At 72.3% G+C, this 16,040-nt stretch carries 14 protein-coding genes; 1 reads left to right on the top strand and 13 read right to left on the bottom strand.

The window, feature by feature from the left end:
- The first annotated feature begins 95 nt into the window (after window positions 1-95).
- Window positions 96-1,196 carry a citrate synthase 2 gene (locus ABT171_RS03865; RefSeq protein WP_351239478.1) on the top strand — a complete coding sequence of 367 codons (1,101 nt, stop codon included), beginning with the start codon at window positions 96-98 and terminating at the stop codon, window positions 1,194-1,196.
- A 97-nt stretch (window positions 1,197-1,293) separates the two neighbouring features.
- Here the strand turns inward: ABT171_RS03865 and ABT171_RS03870 are convergent, their stop codons facing one another.
- The 13 genes from ABT171_RS03870 to ABT171_RS03930 form a co-directional block, all read right to left on the bottom strand.
- Complete coding sequence (locus ABT171_RS03870; protein WP_351239480.1) at window positions 1,294-2,328, bottom strand: isopenicillin N synthase family dioxygenase; 1,035 nt, start codon at window positions 2,326-2,328, stop codon at window positions 1,294-1,296.
- A 246-nt stretch (window positions 2,329-2,574) separates the two neighbouring features.
- On the bottom strand, window positions 2,575-3,174 hold the full coding sequence (locus ABT171_RS03875; RefSeq protein ID WP_351239484.1) for a TetR/AcrR family transcriptional regulator: 600 nt from the start codon (window positions 3,172-3,174) through the stop codon (window positions 2,575-2,577).
- A gap of 4 nt (window positions 3,175-3,178) precedes the next feature.
- Window positions 3,179-3,916 carry an enoyl-CoA hydratase family protein gene (locus ABT171_RS03880; RefSeq protein WP_351239486.1) on the bottom strand — a complete coding sequence of 246 codons (738 nt, stop codon included), beginning with the start codon at window positions 3,914-3,916 and terminating at the stop codon, window positions 3,179-3,181.
- Window positions 3,913-5,481: a 4-coumarate--CoA ligase family protein gene (locus tag ABT171_RS03885; RefSeq protein WP_351239488.1), complete on the bottom strand. Its 1,569-nt coding sequence runs from the start codon at window positions 5,479-5,481 to the stop codon at window positions 3,913-3,915. The genes ABT171_RS03880 and ABT171_RS03885 overlap by 4 nt, the downstream gene beginning before the upstream one ends.
- A gap of 23 nt (window positions 5,482-5,504) precedes the next feature.
- Window positions 5,505-6,665 carry an acyl-CoA dehydrogenase family protein gene (locus ABT171_RS03890; RefSeq protein WP_351239490.1) on the bottom strand — a complete coding sequence of 387 codons (1,161 nt, stop codon included), beginning with the start codon at window positions 6,663-6,665 and terminating at the stop codon, window positions 5,505-5,507.
- A 7-nt stretch (window positions 6,666-6,672) separates the two neighbouring features.
- Window positions 6,673-8,517, bottom strand: coding sequence for an acetyl/propionyl/methylcrotonyl-CoA carboxylase subunit alpha (locus ABT171_RS03895; RefSeq protein WP_351239492.1), 1,845 nt, complete (start codon window positions 8,515-8,517; stop codon window positions 6,673-6,675).
- 8 nt (window positions 8,518-8,525) lie between these two features.
- On the bottom strand, window positions 8,526-10,124 hold the full coding sequence (locus tag ABT171_RS03900; RefSeq protein ID WP_351239494.1) for an acyl-CoA carboxylase subunit beta: 1,599 nt from the start codon (window positions 10,122-10,124) through the stop codon (window positions 8,526-8,528).
- A complete protein-coding gene (locus tag ABT171_RS03905) occupies window positions 10,121-11,797 on the bottom strand; it encodes an acyclic terpene utilization AtuA family protein (protein WP_351239496.1) in 1,677 nt (558 codons plus the stop codon). Before ABT171_RS03905 ends, ABT171_RS03900 begins: the two co-directional genes overlap by 4 nt.
- A complete protein-coding gene (locus tag ABT171_RS03910) occupies window positions 11,794-12,588 on the bottom strand; it encodes a TIGR03084 family metal-binding protein (RefSeq protein WP_351239498.1) in 795 nt (264 codons plus the stop codon). The genes ABT171_RS03905 and ABT171_RS03910 overlap by 4 nt, the downstream gene beginning before the upstream one ends.
- A gap of 84 nt (window positions 12,589-12,672) precedes the next feature.
- Window positions 12,673-13,941, bottom strand: a complete 1,269-nt coding sequence (locus ABT171_RS03915; protein WP_503073360.1) for an eCIS core domain-containing protein — start codon at window positions 13,939-13,941, stop codon at window positions 12,673-12,675.
- Window positions 13,942-14,271: 330 nt separating this feature from the next.
- Window positions 14,272-14,514, bottom strand: coding sequence for a hypothetical protein (locus ABT171_RS03920; protein WP_351239500.1), 243 nt, complete (start codon window positions 14,512-14,514; stop codon window positions 14,272-14,274).
- 101 nt (window positions 14,515-14,615) lie between these two features.
- Window positions 14,616-14,954 carry a hypothetical protein gene (locus tag ABT171_RS03925; RefSeq protein ID WP_351239502.1) on the bottom strand — a complete coding sequence of 113 codons (339 nt, stop codon included), beginning with the start codon at window positions 14,952-14,954 and terminating at the stop codon, window positions 14,616-14,618.
- A gap of 37 nt (window positions 14,955-14,991) precedes the next feature.
- Window positions 14,992-15,924 (bottom strand): EamA family transporter, encoded by a 933-nt coding sequence (locus ABT171_RS03930; protein WP_351239504.1) that lies wholly within the window; start codon window positions 15,922-15,924, stop codon window positions 14,992-14,994.
- Window positions 15,925-16,040 lie beyond the last annotated feature (116 nt).

The following is a 16,040-nucleotide window of genomic DNA, read 5'->3' on the forward strand; positions in this document are numbered from 1 at the left end:
TTATCGTGCTGGTTCCCTTGCGGTTTGGGTGACCACCGGCCGATCGGGGCATCACCGGGGTGACCGCCGCCGACCACATCACGAGGAGCCGCCTGATGTCCGATTTCGTACCCGGACTTGAGGGAGTCGTCGCGTTCGAGACGGAGATCGCCGAGCCCGACAAGGAGGGCGGCGCCCTGCGCTACCGGGGCGTCGACATCGAGGACCTGGTCGGTCATGTCTCGTTCGGGAACGTGTGGGGGCTGCTGGTCGACGGGGCCTTCAATCCCGGTCTGCCGCCCGCCGAGCCGTTCCCGATCCCGGTGCACTCCGGTGACATCCGCGTGGATGTGCAGTCGGCGCTCGCCATGCTGGCGCCGGTGTGGGGGCTGAAGCCGCTGCTCGACATCGACGAGCGGCAGGCGCGGGAGGACCTGGCGCGGGCCGCGGTGATGGCGCTGTCGTACGTCGCGCAGTCGGCGCGGGGGCAGACCCTGCCGATGGTGCCGCAGCGGGAGATCGACAAGGCGAAGTCGGTCGTGGAGCGGTTCATGATCCGCTGGCGGGGCGAGCCGGATCCGAAGCATGTGGCGGCCGTGGACGCGTACTGGACGTCCGCCGCTGAGCATGGCATGAATGCGTCGACTTTCACGGCCCGGGTGATCGCGTCGACGGGTGCGGATGTCGCTGCCGCGCTGTCCGGGGCGGTCGGGGCGATGTCGGGGCCGCTGCACGGCGGTGCGCCGTCGCGGGTGCTCGGGATGATCGAGGAGATCGAGCGGACGGGGGACGCGGAGGCGTACGTCAGGCAGGCCCTGGACCGGGGTGAGCGGCTGATGGGGTTCGGGCACCGGGTGTACCGGGCGGAGGATCCGCGGGCGCGGGTGCTGCGGCGTACGGCGCGGGAGCTGGGTGCTCCGCGGTTCGAGATCGCCGAGGCGCTGGAGAAGGCGGCGCTGGAGGAACTGCACAACCGCCGGCCGGACCGGGTGCTGGCCACCAACGTGGAGTTCTGGGCGGCGATCATGCTGGACTTCGCCGAAGTTCCGGCGCACATGTTCACGTCGATGTTCACGTGTGCCCGTACGGCCGGGTGGTCGGCGCACATTCTGGAGCAGAAGCGGACGGGACGCCTTGTACGGCCTTCTGCGAGGTATGTGGGGCCTGGGCCGCGCAGGCCGGAGGACATCGAGGGGTACGGAGAGATCGCCCACTGAGAGGGGTGGCTCAGGAGCGCGGGCGAGCGCGGGCCGGTTGTGGCTGGTCGCGCAGTTCCCCGCGCCCCTGAAAGACGGCCCCTTCGGGGCCTGTCTTTCACGCTGCCGCCAGCAACTCCGCGTGGTGCTTCTCCGCCGCCAGCGGGTGTGCCCTCAGCTTGCCCTTGAGTTCGTTGTAGCCGTACTCGGCGTACAGGGGGTTCGAGGGATCGGTGGTGATGCCGGGGGCCTCGGCGGCGTGCGGGAAGGGCAGGGGCTCGACCCTGGCGTCCAGGCGGGGGTTGTAGAAGAACGGGACCGAGAAGCGTTCCGTCGCTCCGGGCGGGCTCACCACGCGGTGGTTGGTGGCCAGAAGGTAGCCGTTGGTGGCGACTTCCAGGAGTTCGCCGAGGTTGACGACGAAGGCGCCGTCGATGGGCGGGACGTCGTGGAAGCGGCCGTCCTCGCGCTGGACCTGGAGGCCGCCGACCGTGTCCTGCAGGAGCAGGGTCAGGAAGCCGTAGTCCTTGTGGGCGCCCACGCCCTGGTCGGTGCCGTCGCCCGCGCTGCCGGGGTAGCGGACGAGCTTGAGGTGCGGGTGGGCGTGGTCGCCGAAGACCGGGTCGTAGAAGTCGGCCGGGGCGCCGATGGCCGTCAGCAGCTCGTGCAGGAGGCGGTGGGCGACTCCGCTGAGCCTGTCGATCCAGGAGAGGGCCGCCGTGCGGAGTTCGGGGAGGGCGGCGGGCCACTGGTTGGGGCCCTGCAGCCACCAGTACGCGGGCTCGCCGGGGGCGGGGACACGGGCGGGGCGTTCGGCGCCTATGTCGAGCTGGTCGCGCCAGTCGCGGGCGCCGGCGGTGCGTTCGTCGCCGGTGCGGGTGTAGCCGCGGAAGTGGGGCGAGTTGATGTTGTCGAGGGCGAGGCGGTCGGCCTCGGGGAGGGTGAAGAAGGCGCGCATGGCGGTGAGCAGCGCGTCGGTCTCGGCCGAGGTCACTCCGTGTCCGACGAGCTGGAAGAAGCCGACGTCGTGCGCGGCGCTGTGCAGTTGGGCGTGGAGCAGTGCGCGGGCCTGGGGGCCGCGGTCGGCGGCAGACAGGTCGATCACGGGGAGCTGGTCGTACGACGAGGTCGTCGTCGCGGTGTGCGTCGTCATGGGTGCGTCCACAGGGGTGTGTGGGCCACGGGCAGGCCGCCGAGGGTAAGGGCGGCGCCCAGGATGCCGTAAAAAGGGGAAGAAAAAGGGGCTGAATCAGGCCGAATGGCGACAGCCCATGCTCGTGACGCGCACGTAGTCCACGTGGCGGCGTCGAACGAGCATCGGAAGCATGCGGCAAGGGTACTGCCACCTGCCGGATCCGGGTGTGTCCCACTTCACTGGCACGGCACCACTGACGACGGCTCAGCCCAGGGACCGGTCCAGCAGGTCGGCCCACTGGGCGACGACCCGTTCCCGGCGGGCGGTGTCGTCGGTGAGGAGGTTGGCGAGGCCGAGGCCGCGGGCCATGTCGAGCAGGCCCTGGACGGTCTCGCGGACGCCGGGACGGGACTCGTCGGCGCCGAGCAGGTCGACGGCGATGCGGTGGGTCTCGCGGCCGACACGGGCCTCCAGTTCGGTCACCCGCGGGCGCAGGTGGTCCTCGTCACTGGCGGCGACCCACAGGTGCAGGGCGGCGCGGAAGAGGGGGCCGGTGTAGAGGTCGACCAGGGCGGAGACCACCGCGCGGCGGTCGGCGGGGCCGGCCGGGAAGAGGGCGCGCAGGGCGGTGGAGCGCTCCTCGGCGACGTACTCGACGGCGGCCGTGAACAGGTCCTCGCGGGTCGGGAAGTGGTGCTGGGCGGCGCCGCGGGAGACGCCGGCGCGTTCGGCGACGACGGCGACGGTGGAGCCCGCCCAGCCGTGTTCGGCCAGGCAGGCCACGGCGGCCTCCAGGAGCCGCTGCCGGGTGGCCCGGCTGCGGTCCTGTTTGGGTACGCGGTCGCGTTCCACCGTCGTGTTCATGTGGTCACACCACCCATGCCGCATCCCGTCTTTCCAGGAAGGCCGTCATCCCCTCCCGGGCCTGGGCGGAGGAGAACAGCCGGGCCGAGAGCGCGGTCAGTTCCGCCGCGTCCCGGTCGAACGTTTCCAGCACCCTAGCCGTGAGCAGCGATTTCGTCTCGGCCAGGCCCTGGGGGGAGGCGCGGCGCAGGCCGTCGAGGACCGGGGCGAGGGCTTCGTCGACGTCGTCGGCGGTGACGGTGACCAGTCCGACGCGTACGGCCTCGCGCGCGTCGAAGCGTTCGCCGGTGAGGTAGTAGCGGGCCAGGGCCCGCGGGTCGGCGCGCGGGATCACCGGGAGGGAGATCACCGCGGGGGCCACGCCGATGCGGACCTCGGTGAAGGCGAAGGTGGCCGTTGTGGCGGCGGCGGCGATGTCGCAGGCGGCCAGGAGGCCGAGGCCGCCCGCGCGGACGTGGCCGTTGACCCGGGCGACGACGGGTTTGCGCAGCTCCAGGATCTGGCGGAGGAGGCCGGCCAGGGCGTCCGGGTGGGGTGGGTCGCGCAGGTCGGCGCCGGCGCAGAAGGTGGTGCCGGTGTGGGTGAGGACGACGGCGCGGACGTCCGGGTCCTTCGCGCAGTCGGTCAGGGCGTCGGTGAGCCCGTCCACGAGGGTGGCGGACAGGGCGTTGCGGGTGTCGGTGGCGTCGAGACCGAGGGTTTCGACGCCACGCGCGCGTGTGCGGGTGATCGGTGCGGTCATGTGCGCTCCCGGAGCTGTCGGCGCAGGATCTTTCCGGAGGCGGCGCGGGGCACGGTGTGGAGGAAGGTGACCCGGCGCACGCGCTTGTACGGGGCGACGCGTTCGGCGACGTAGAGCATGATCTCGTTCTCGGTCAGGTCGTCGGCGGTCTCGGCCCGGACGACGAAGGCGTGCGGGACCTCGTTGCCGTCGTCGTCGCGGGAGCCGATGACGGCGGCGTCGGCGATGCCGGGGTGGGTGAGCAGCAGGGCCTCCAGTTCGGCGGGGGCCACCTGGAAGCCCTTGTACTTGATGAGTTCCTTCACGCGGTCGACGACGAAGAGCCAGCCGTCCTCGTCCACGTGGCCGACGTCTCCGGTGTGCAGCCAGCCGTCGGCGTCGATCAGCGCGGCGGTGGCGTCGGGGCGGCCGAGGTAGCCCTTCATCACCTGGGGGCCGCGGATCAGGATCTCGCCGGCCTCGCCGGTGCCGAGGTCCTTGCCGGGGTCGTCGAGGGAGACGATGCGCATCTCGGTGCCGGCGATGAGCCTGCCGACGGTGCCGGCGGGGGCGTCGCGCAGCCGGTCGAGGGGGACGACGTGGGTGCCGGGGGACAGTTCCGTCATGCCGTAGGCCTGGCCGATCGGGGGCAGGCCGAGCCGTTCGGAGCAGGCGCGGGCGAGGGCGGCGTCCAGTGGGGCGGCGGCGCTGATGACGTACTTCAGGGAGGAGAGGTCGTAGCGGGTGACCGCGGGGTGCTTGGCGAGGGCGAGGACGATCGGCGGGGCGACGTACAGGCCGGTGATGCGGTGCTGCTCGATGGCGGCGAGGAAGGTGTCGAGGTCGAAGCGGGGCAGGACGACGACCGTGGCGCCCTTCCTCAGGGGCGCGTTCATCAGCGCGGTGAGGCCGTAGATGTGGAAGAACGGCAGCACGGCGAGGATGCGCTCGTCCGGTCCGTTCGGTACCGCCGGTTCCAGCTGGGCGAGGTTGGTGGCGATCTGCTGGTGGGTGAGCATGACCCCCTTGGGGATGCCGGTGGTGCCGGAGGAGTACGGCAGTACGGCGATGTCCTCGGCCGGGTCGAGGGTGACGTGCGGTTCGGGGGCGGTGGTGGCGAGCAGGTCGATCAGCGAGCGGTGTCCGGGCGCGCTGTCGCAGACGAAGATCTCCCGTACGCCGCCCACGAGTTCGGCGGCGCGGCGGGCCGTCTCCAGCAGGGGTGAGACGGTGACGATCCAGCCGGCGCGGCTGTCGCCGAGCTGTTTGGCGAACTCCTCGGGCGTAGCGAGCGGGTGCACCGTGGTGACGGAGGCGCCCGCGCGCGTGGCGGCGTAGAAGGCGGTCGGGAAGGCGATGGTGTTGGGGCTGTGCAGGGCGAGGACGTCGCCCTTGCGGACGCCCGCGTCGGCGAGTGCGGCGGCGAGGCGCCGGTGGAACCGGTCGACCTGCTCGTACGTGAGGGTGGTGCCGTCCGTGCCGTCGACGAGGGCGGGGCGTGCGCCGAAGCCGGCGGCGTGTCCCAGGACGGCGTCGTGGATGGGCAGTGCTACGGGCGGAACGTCTGCGTACTCGCTGCGGAACACGGTTCCTCCTCGCACGGGTCCTGTCAGTACGACTTGGGCAGGCCCAGGGTCTGGTGGGAGACGTAGTTGAGAATCATCTCCCGGCTCACCGGGGCAATACGAGCCACGCGTGCGGCCGTTATCAGCGAGGCGAGCCCGAACTCCCGTGTGAGCCCGTTGCCGCCGAGGGTGTGCACGGCCTGGTCGACGGCCTTCACGCAGGCCTCGGCGGACGCGTACTTGGCCATGTTGGCGGCCTCGCCCGCGCCGAGGTCGTCGCCCGTGTCGTAGAGGTGGGCCGCCTTCTGTGTCATCAGCCGGGCCAGTTCCAGGTCGATGTGCGCCTGCGCCAGGGGGTGGGCGATGGCCTGGTGGGCGCCGATGGGTGTCTTCCAGACGGTGCGGTCGCGGGCGTACTCGACGGCTTTGGCGAGCGCGTACCGGCCCATGCCGATCGCGAAGGCGGCCGTCATGATGCGCTCGGGGTTGAGCCCGGCGAACAGCTGCAGCAGGCCGGCGTCCTCGTCGCCCACGAGGGCGTCCGCCGGGAGCCGTACGTCGTCCAGGACCAGCTCGAACTGCTTCTCGGCGGCGTTGAGCTCCATGTCGATGGGGCGCCGGGAGAATCCTTCGGTGTCGCGCGGGACGATGAAGAGGCAGGGTTTGAGGGAGCCGGTGCGGGCGTCGTGGGTGCGGCCGACGATGAGCGTGGCGTCGGCCTGGTCCACGCCCGACACGAACACCTTGCGCCCGGTCAGCAGCCAGTCGGTGCCGTCCCGGCGGGCGGTGGTGGTGATGCGGTGGGAGTTGGAGCCGGCGTCGGGTTCGGTGATGCCGAAGGCCATGAGGCGAGTGCCGTCGGCGATGCCGGGGAGCCAGGCGCGTTTCTGGTCCTCGGTGCCGAACCGGGAGATCACGGTGCCGCAGATGGCCGGGGAGACGACGAGCATCAGCAGGGGGGATCCCGCTGCTCCCAGTTCCTCCAGCACGATGGACAGTTCGGTGACGCCGCCGCCTCCGCCTCCGTACTCCTCGGGGAGGTTGACGCCGAGGTATCCGAGTTTGCCGGCCTCGGACCAGAGTTCGGTGGGGTGGCGGCCCTCGGTGATGGCGCGGGTGAGGTAGTCGCGGCCGTAGCGGTTGCCGAGGGCGGACACGGCGGAGCGGAGGGCTTGGTGCTCTTCGGTTTCGACGACGGGAGACATGCGGCTCCTATGAAGAGGTTTCCTGCACTACGGCGAGCAACGTTCCTGGTTCCACCTGCTGACCGGTCCCCGCGTGCAAAGCGCTCAGCACGCCGGTGACCGGTGACGAGATCTGGTGCTGCATCTTCATCGCCTCCACCCATATGAGGCCCTGACCGGCCTGAACCGTTGCCCCCTCCGTGAGGCCCTCGGCAATGCGGACGACCGTGCCCGGCATCGGCGCGAGCAGGGAGCCGGGGGCGAGCTGGGCGGTGGGGTCGGGGAAGCGGGGCAGGGCGGTGAGCCGGGTGGCGCCCACGTACACCTCTTCGCCGTAGCGGGTGATCGTGAACTTCCGTTCCACTCCGTCCACTTCGAGTACGACCAGGTGCGGCCCGGCCTGCACGACCCGCACCCCGTCGGCCGCGAGGCCCTCCCGGGTGTGCCGGTAGCGGACCTCGTGCTCCTGCCCCGCCATCGCGTACCGCTTGGCCTGCGGCTGGGAGGGAACGTTGCGCCAGCCGCCGAAGCGGGAGCGGCCGTGGGCGTCGGCGAGGGCGGCGGCCAGGGGGGCGTACGGGTCGGGGACGGGCTCGGTGAGTTCGGCGAGGTGGCGGTCGTAGAAGCCGGTGTCCATGCGGCCGCTCGTGAACTCCTCGTGGCGCAGCGAGCGCACCAGCAGGTCCCGGTTGGTGACCGGGCCGTGGATCACCGCGCGCTCCAGTGCGCCCGCGAGTTGGCGGATCGCCTCCGCGCGCGTGGGGGCGTGGGCGACGGCCTTGGCGAGCATGGGGTCGTAGTGGACGCCGATGTCGTCTCCGTCGCCGTAGCCCGTGTCGAGGCGTACGCCGGGGACCGTCAGGCGGTGCAGGGTGCCGGTCTGCGGGGCCCAGCCGTTCGCCGGGTCCTCGGCGTAGAGGCGGGCCTCGACGGCGTGGCCCCGCGCGCGTGGCGGGTCGGCCGCGAGGCGGTGGCCCTCCGCGACGCGGATCTGTTCGGCGACCAGGTCGAGGCCGAACACGGCTTCCGTGACGGGGTGTTCGACCTGGAGGCGGGTGTTCATCTCCAGGAAGTGGGCCTTGCCGTCGGCCACCAGGAACTCCACCGTGCCCGCGCCGACGTACGCGACGGCGCGCGCGGCGCGTACGGCCAGCGTGCGCAACTCCTCCTCCAGCTCTGCCGGGAGACCGGGCGCCGGAGCCTCCTCGACGACCTTCTGGTGGCGGCGCTGGAGGGAGCAGTCGCGGGTGCCCAGCGCCCACACCGTGCCGTGCGCGTCGGCGAGCACTTGTACCTCGATGTGCCGGCCGTTCTCGACGTACGGCTCGACGAACACCTCACCGTCACCGAAGGCGCTCGCGGCCTCGGCGCGCGCGCCCTCCAGTGCGGCGCCCAGCTCCTCCAGGCGGCGCACGACCCGCATCCCGCGCCCCCCGCCGCCGGCGGCCGCCTTCACCAGCACCGGCAGGTCGGACTCACCCACCTCGGCCAGGGGCGCGAGCCCCATCAGCTTCTTCGCCCGCGTCTTGGACGCCATCGCCTCGATCGCCTCGGGGGGCGGGCCGATCCAGGTCAGGCCGGCGTCGAGGACGGCGCGGGCGAAGCCGGGGTTCTCGGAGAGGAAGCCGTAGCCGGGGTGCACGGCGTCCGCGCCGGCGGCCAGGGCCGCCTTCACCACCAGGTCGCCGCGCAGATACGTCTCGGCGGGCGCCGCGCCCGGCAGTCGTACCGCCGTGTCGGCCACGCGCGCGTGGAGCGCGTTCTCGTCGGCGTCCGAGTGCACGGCGACCGTCCGGATTCCCCACGCACGGCAGGTGCGGAAGATCCGGCAGGCGATCTCGCCCCGGTTGGCCACGAGCAGTGTCCTGATCACGTTCTGCCTCACATCCGGAAGACGCCGAAGCCGCCGCGCGCGCCCTCGTAGGGGGCGGTGTGGACGGCGGACAGGCACAGGCCGAGGACGGTGCGGGTGTCGCGCGGGTCGATGACGCCGTCGTCGTACAGCCGCCCGGACAGGAACATCGGCAGCGACTCGGACTCGATCTGCTGCTCCACCAGCGCGCGCAGGGCGGCGTCCGCGTCCTCGTCGTACGGCTGTCCCTTCGCCTCGGCCGACTGGCGGGCGACGATCGACAGCACGCCGGCGAGCTGCTGGGGGCCCATGACGGCGGACTTGGCGCTGGGCCAGGCGAACAGGAAGCGGGGGTCGTAGGCGCGTCCGCACATGCCGTAGTGCCCGGCGCCGTACGACGCCCCCATGATGACGGACAGGTGCGGGACCCTGCTGTTGCTGACCGCGTTGATCATCATCGCGCCGTGCTTGATGATCCCGCCCTGCTCGTACTCCTTGCCGACCATGTAGCCGGTGGTGTTGTGCAGGAAGAGCAGCGGGATGTCGCGCTGGTTGGCGAGCTGGATGAACTGGGCGGCCTTCTGCGACTCGGCGCTGAACAGGACACCCTGCGCGTTGGCGAGGATCCCGACGGGGTAGCCGTGCAGGCTCGCCCAGCCGGTCACCAGGCTGGTCCCGTACAGCGGCTTGAACTCGTCGAAGTCGGAGGCGTCGACGATCCGGGCGATGACCTCGCGCGGGTCGAAGGGGATCTTGAGGTCGCCGGGGACGATGCCGAGGAGTTCCTCCGGGTCGTACCGGGGCGGCTCGGCCGGGCCGGGGTCCGGGTACGCCTTGCGGTGGTTGAGGCGGGCGACCACGCGGCGCGCCTGGCGCAGCGCGTCCGGCTCGTCGACGGCGAAGTGGTCGGCGAGGCCGGACACGCGCGCGTGCATCTCGGCGCCGCCCAGGGACTCGTCGTCGCTCTCCTCGCCGGTGGCCATCTTCACCAGCGGGGGCCCGCCGAGGAAGACCTTCGCCCGCTCCTTGACCATGATCACGTGGTCGGACATGCCGGGGATGTAGGCGCCCCCGGCGGTGGAGTTCCCGAAGACGACCGCGATCGTCGGAATCCCGGCCGCGGACAGCCGGGTGAGGTCCCGGAAGATCGCGCCGCCGGGTATGAAGATCTCCTTCTGCGACGGCAGGTCCGCGCCGCCCGACTCCACCAGGCTGATGCAGGGCAGCCGGTTGGCGAGGGCGATGTCGTTGGCGCGCAGGGCCTTCTTCAGGCTCCACGGGTTGCTCGCGCCGCCGCGCACGGTCGGGTCGTTGGCGGTGATCAGGCACTCCACGCCCTCGACCACGCCGATGCCGGTGACGAGCGAGGCGCCCACGGTGTAGTCGCTCCCCCAGGCGGCCAGCGGGGACAGCTCCAGGAAGGGCGTGTCCGGGTCGAGCAGCAGCTCGATGCGTTCGCGGGCGAGCAGTTTGCCGCGTCCGCGGTGCCGGGCGACGTACTTCTCACCGCCGCCCGCGAGCGCCCTGGCGTGCTCGGTCTCCAGTTCGGCGAGCTTGGCGAGCATGGCCTCGCGGTGGGCCCGGTGGCCGGGGCTGCCCGGGTCCAGAGCCGAGGTCAGGGTGGTCACAGCAGGGCCTCCGGGATGTCCAGGTGACGGGAGCGCAGCCATTCGCCGAGCGCCTTGGCCTGGGGGTCGAAGCGGTGCCGGGCGGCGACGCCCGCGCCGAGGATGCCCTCGACGACGAAGTTGACCGCGCGGAGGTGGGGCAGCACGTGCCGGGTGACGGGCAGCTCCCGGCTCTCGGGGATCAGCTGCCGGAACCTTTCGGCGGTCAGCTCGTGCGCGAGCCACCGCCAGGCGTCCTCGGTACGGGCCCACACGCCGACGTTGGCGTTGCCGCCCTTGTCCCCGCTGCGGGCGCCGGCGACCAGCCCGAGCGGCGCCCGCCGGGTCGGACCGGCCGGCAGCGGCTCGGGCAGGGGCGGGGGCGGTACGTCGTCCAGGGCCCGCGTCTCCTGGGGCGGCGGCACAGCGATACGGCGGCCGTCGTGGAGGACGGCCCTATGGTCCACGGCACCATGGGGGACGTACACATCCTCGAAGACCCCATAAGGGTCGGCCTTTCCGGGTGGGGACAGCACATGGAAGCCCGGGTAGCTGGCGAGCGCCAGCTCCACGGCGGCCCCGCTCAGCGCCCGCCCGACGACCCCTTCGTCCGCGTCCCGCACGACGAGCCGCAGCAGGGCGCTCGCGGTCTCCTCGGTGTCGGCGTCGGCCCGGTCGGTGCGGACCAGTTCCCAACGGACCTCGGCGGGCGACGACTCGGCGAGCGCATCGGTGAGCTGCGCCCGCACCAGCTCGGCCTTGGCCTCGATGTCGAGCCCGGTGAGGACGAAGACGACCTCGTTGCGGAAGCCGCCGAGCCGGTTGAGGCCGACCTTGAGCGTCGGCGGCGGCGCCTCCCCGCGCACGCCCTCGATCCGCACCCGGTCCGGGCCTTCCTGGCTCAGCCGTACGGTGTCCAGCCGGGCGGTGACATCGGGCCCGGCGTACCGGCCGCCGCCGGTCTCGTACAGCAGCTGGGCGGTGACCGTGCCGACGTCGACCAGGCCGCCGGTGCCGGGGTGCTTGGTGACGACACTGCTGCCGTCGGCGTGGATCTCGGCGAGCGGGAAGCCGGGCCGGCGCGTGTCGGCCTCCCGGAAGAACGCGTAGTTCCCGCCGGTGGCCTGCGTCCCGCACTCCAGCACGTGCCCGGCGACCACGGCGCCCGCGAGCCGGTCGTACTCGCCGGGCCGCCAGCCGAAGTGGGCGGCGGCGGGCCCGGTGACGAGGGCCGCGTCGGTCACGCGCCCGGTGACGACGATGTCCGCGCCGGCGCGCAGGCACTCGGCGATGCCGAAGCCGCCGAGGTAGGCGTGGGCGGCGAGGGCACCGGGGTGGCGGGGGGTGAGGTCGTCGCCCTCGACGTGCGCGACGGCGGCCGGGATGCCGAGCCGGTCGGCCAACGTCCTGACGGCGTCGGCGAGTCCGGCCGGGTTGAGTCCGCCGGCGTTGGTGACGATCCGCACGCCGCGTTCCCGGGCGAGGCCGAGACAGTCCTGCAGCTGGCGCAGGAAGGTGCGGGCGTATCCGGCCAAGGGGTCCTTCAGCCGGTCGCGGGCGAGGATCAGCATGGTGAGTTCCGCGAGGTAGTCGCCGGTGAGGACGTCCACCTCGCCGCCGGTGAGCATCTCGCGCAGGGCGCCTGCGCGATCGCCGTAGAAGCCGGAGAAGTTGCCGATGCGCAGCACCGTCACGCCGGGGCCCCCTTCGGTGGGCGGCCGGTGCCGGGCGGGCCCGCGAAGGCCTGCGCGATGTCCAGCCAGCGGTCGGCGTCCGGGCCGACGGCGGTCAGGGCGAGGTCGGCGCGGTGGGCGCGCTGGGTGACGAGGAGGCAGAAGTCGAGGGCGGGGCCGGTGACGCGTTGCGGGGCGCCTTCGGGGCCGTGGGCCCACAACGCGCCGGAGGGCGCTGTGAGCTCCACCCGGAACTCGTCGGCGGGTGGGGTGAGCCCGTGGACGGTGTGGGCGAAGTCGCGCGTCCGCACCCCGAGCCGTGCCACATGCCTGAGCCGATCGGTGGGTGGGCGGACCACACCCAGCGCATCGGCGATGTCCAGCCCATGGGCCCAGGTCTCCATGAGGCGGGCCGTCGCCATGGATGCGGCCGACATGGGCGGGCCGTACCAGGGGAAGCGGGCGCCGGGTGGGGCGGTGCGCAGGGCCCGGTCGAGCGCGTCACGTCCCGCCCGCCACTGCGCCAGCAGCTCGGCGGGCGGGAGACGGGCGCCGTCCTCCGCGCCCTGGTCCACGAACGAGTCGGGGGCGGTGAGCGCCTTCTCGATCAGCGACTGGAAGGCGTCCGCGTCGGTGACGGCCAGCAGCGCCGAGCGGTCGGTCCAGGCCAGATGGGCGATCTGGTGGGCGAGGGTCCAGCCGGGTGCGGGAGTGGGCAGCGCCCACTGTTCGGGGCCCGACTCGGCGGCGAGCCGGTCGAGTTCCTCGCTCTCCGCGCGCAGGTCGTCGATGACGGGCGTGGGGTCGGCCATGAGAGGAGCATGGCAGCGGCCCCAGAAACAATCAAGCACGCTTGCATGAAAATGAGGGAGCGGGGAGAGCCAGGGGTAGGAGGGCTAGGGGTTGAAGAGGCCGTCCCCCTGGTTCCTGGTTCCCGGGCGGCCGGTCTCCACGAAGCGGCAGGCCGCGAAGTGCACGTCGCCCATGTTCTCGTGGAGGATGTCGCTCAGCAGGACATCGCCGTCGAACACGATCGAGTGGCCGGCGAGCCGCTGGTCGGTGAGCGTGGCCACGCGGATGACGGTGGCCGCCGGGGTTCCCGGGTCGAGTTCGACGTCGTAGCCGCCGGCCACGGGAGTGGCCACCACCGGGTTGCCCCTGATGGTGAGCCCGGCGGGGTAGGAGATCCGGTAGTTGGACACGCTCCGGCCGCCCACCACGGTGCGGGCGGCGCCGGCCCGCTGCCCCTGCTCCACGCTGCCGCCCTGGTTGTTGCCCTGCTCCACGTCGCCGCCGAGATCGTCCGGGACGGTCTGCCCGTGCACCGTGTAGAAGTGCACCCTCGTTCCCCTGGGCACCCGGAAGTAGCCGTCCACCCTCTCCCAGCCGCCGTGACCGCTCAGGACGAGGCCGTCGGCGCGGGCCGCGGTGGTGTTGTCGGCGAACCAGTCGTCGTTCGGGTCCTGATGGGTGATCGCGGGACGGTTTCCCGACTCGACCACGCGTTGGACCGCGGGCCGCGCGTGCGACGGCTCCCCGGGGGCGGGCGGCGCGGCACGCTGCACGGACGGGCCGGCGGACATGACCCGGCGGGCGTTGGCCTCCGCCTCGCGTTCGAACCGGTCGGAGGGGTCGGAGACCTTGAGTCCCGCCCCGTTGTCGGTGCCCGCGACGGGGCCCGTGCGCTGCTGGATGACGTGGGTCAGCTCATGGGCGAGCGTGTGCCGGTCCCCGCCACCGGCGCCGATGACCACATGGCTGCCCGAGGTGTAGGCGCGGGCCCCGATCTCGGCGGCGGAGGCTCTCGCCGCGGCGCCGCTGTGGATGCGTACGTCGGAGAAGTCCGTGCCGAGGCGTGCCTCCATGTCGGTGCGGGTGGCGTCGTCGAGCGGCTGCCCCGGCCCGCGCAGAACGTCGTGCACCGCGGACCGCTGCACGGCGGGGCGGTGCTCGCTCTCCCCCTGCTCGTGGTCGGCGGTGTGCTGCTCCCCCTCCTCCTCGGCGAGGTGCCCTGCCGTGCGGAGCCTCTGCACCACGGCCGCATTGCCGATGGTGCCCTGCAGGCCCATGAGCGGGGGCAGCGCCGGCTCTTCGGCGGCCCGGCCTCCCTTGGCCCGCCGCGGTGTGTCGCGCTTCGGCTGCTTGGACGTGTCCCTCGCTCGCACAGACCTACTCCCCACGCCGGTTCCGACTCCACCTGACTACCGGGCGCACCACCGTGGGCGCCAGGTCCGCAGGGGCAGAGTCGAGTGCGCGCGAGGGCAGCGTACGCAGCCGGTCCGGCCGCTTCCGCCGGTGGACACACCTCGTCCCGTCCGGGTGAACGGGCGGGAAGCAGCCGCCTGTTGCCACCGGCAGGCCGTCGGTGTCGGTCGGCAGGGCGGCCAGGGAGAGGGGTTCCCTCTGGTCCTGACCGCCCTGGGGTGGATGGGTGGGTTTACTGCTTCCATGTGCGGTTGTGGGGCTGGCGGTCGGGAACTACCGCCGGTTGTCGGTCAGTTGCAGAAGTTGAGCAGGTCGAGCAGGCCGTTGCCGCACTGGAAGTGCTCCCCGCCTTCCCCGCCGCCGTGGCCGTAGGCTGGGGCGGCCTTCACGGCGACGTGCGTGGCGGGTGTCGCCGCCACGGCGGACGTGGCAGTTGCCACCCCCGCCGCACAGGCGATGCCCACGGCGGCACTCACCGCGAATACTCGCGGAATCCGGGAAACGGCCTTCTTGAGGTGAGGTGTAGTGTTCATGAACTCACCATGCACACCCCCGCAAGCAGTTGCTCGCCGAGCGCATCCGAGCGGGTGAGCCCCCCTCAGAGTCGGGTCCAAGTTCCCTCGGTGAGCCCCTTTCAGCTTGTCACTGGCCGACCTGTCGGATCCGGGCCCTGTTGCGACAGCCGGGAAGTGACCGGTTCGGTTTCACCGCGGGCGGTCAGGAGCAGCAGTCCGACAACGGCGTCCCAGGACGGAAGGATCGCGTCCAGCGGTTCCGGCGACGCGGAATCCACGTTCTGCCAGCGAACGAGCCTGCCCGGGAAGACAGTCAGCGACCAGCCGGACTCATGTTGCAGGGACACGTCCGGGTGTTCCTCGTCGCCGTTGCCCAACTCGGCGAGGATCGCGCGGATTTGCTCCTCGCCGGGTTCGTCGATTTCCTCGCCCGTGGTGTCGTACATGAAGTAGGTCACGGCTTCGGCATGGCGTGGCTCGCGGCGAGGCGGGACGTCAGGCCTCCGGGGCGGTTTCCACGCGGGTCTTGCCCCGGCCCACCTGGGTCCGGACCGCGCCGATGCTCGCTGCGATGACCAGGGCGATGGCGCCCGCCTCCGGCAGGGACAGGGACTGGCCGAGGATGAGGAAGCCCGCCGTCGCCGCGAGAGCCGGTTCGAGGCTCATCAGGATCGCGAAGGTGGAGGCGGGCAGGCGGCGCAGGGCGAGGAGTTCGAGGGTGTAGGGGAGGACCGAGGAGAGCAGGGCCACCGCCGAGCCGAGGGCCACGGTGGTGGGGTCCAGCAGACGGGTGCCTGCCGCGGTCACGCCGACGGGGAGGAAGAGGAGGGCGGCCACCGCCATGGCCAGGGCCAGGCCGTCCGCCTGGGGGAAACGGCGGCCCGTACGGGCGCTGAAGAGTATGTAGACCGCCCACATGGCTCCGGCGCCCAGGGCGAATGCGACACCTACGGGGTCGAGGTTGCTGAAGCCGCCGCCGCCCAGCAGGAAGACGCCGAGCAGGGCCAGTCCCGCCCACAGCGCGTTGATCGCGCGGCGGGAGGCCAGCACCGAGAGGGCCAGGGGGCCGAGGACCTCCAGGGTGACCGCCGGACCCAGCGGGATACGGGCGACCGCCTCGTAGAAGAGGCCGTTCATCGCGCCCATGGCGATACCGAAGGCGGTCACCGTGCCCCAGTCGGCGCGGGAGTGGCCGCGCAGCCGGGGACGGCAGACCAGGAGGAGGACGACGGCCGCCGCGAGCAGCCGCAGGGTGACGACGCCGAGTGCGCCGGCCCGCGGCATCAGCGTCACCGCGAGGGCTCCGCCGAACTGGACGGAGATACCGCCGGACAGGACCAGCCCGACCGGCCCGAGCGAGCCGAAGCGGCGCGGTCCTGGGACGGGGGTGACCGGGGTCTGCGTGGTGGTGCTGGAGGTGACGGTCACGGGCGGTCCTGGTGCTTGATCGAGTTCGTTCATCGCGATGTACTGCCAAGTCCAGGGTAATGGACTTCGACAGGAGCGTGAACCCTTTACGGCACTGTCCCGGATGGTGGGACACC

Source organism: Streptomyces sp. NPDC001851, assembly GCF_040297165.1.
Classification (GTDB): Bacteria; Actinomycetota; Actinomycetes; order Streptomycetales; family Streptomycetaceae; genus Streptomyces.

What these genes read in the sequence shown, in the direction of transcription:
- ABT171_RS03865 (WP_351239478.1), top strand. Translation starts at nt 96, where the DNA reads ATGTCCGATTTCGTACCCGGACTTGAGGGAGTCGTCGCGTTCGAGACG.
- ABT171_RS03870 (WP_351239480.1), bottom strand. Translation starts at nt 2,328, where the DNA reads ATGACGACGCACACCGCGACGACGACCTCGTCGTACGACCAGCTCCCC.
- ABT171_RS03875 (WP_351239484.1), bottom strand. Translation starts at nt 3,174, where the DNA reads ATGAACACGACGGTGGAACGCGACCGCGTACCCAAACAGGACCGCAGC.
- ABT171_RS03880 (WP_351239486.1), bottom strand. Translation starts at nt 3,916, where the DNA reads ATGACCGCACCGATCACCCGCACACGCGCGCGTGGCGTCGAAACCCTC.
- ABT171_RS03890 (WP_351239490.1), bottom strand. Translation starts at nt 6,665, where the DNA reads ATGTCTCCCGTCGTCGAAACCGAAGAGCACCAAGCCCTCCGCTCCGCC.
- ABT171_RS03910 (WP_351239498.1), bottom strand. Translation starts at nt 12,588, where the DNA reads ATGGCCGACCCCACGCCCGTCATCGACGACCTGCGCGCGGAGAGCGAG.
- ABT171_RS03920 (WP_351239500.1), bottom strand. Translation starts at nt 14,514, where the DNA reads ATGAACACTACACCTCACCTCAAGAAGGCCGTTTCCCGGATTCCGCGA.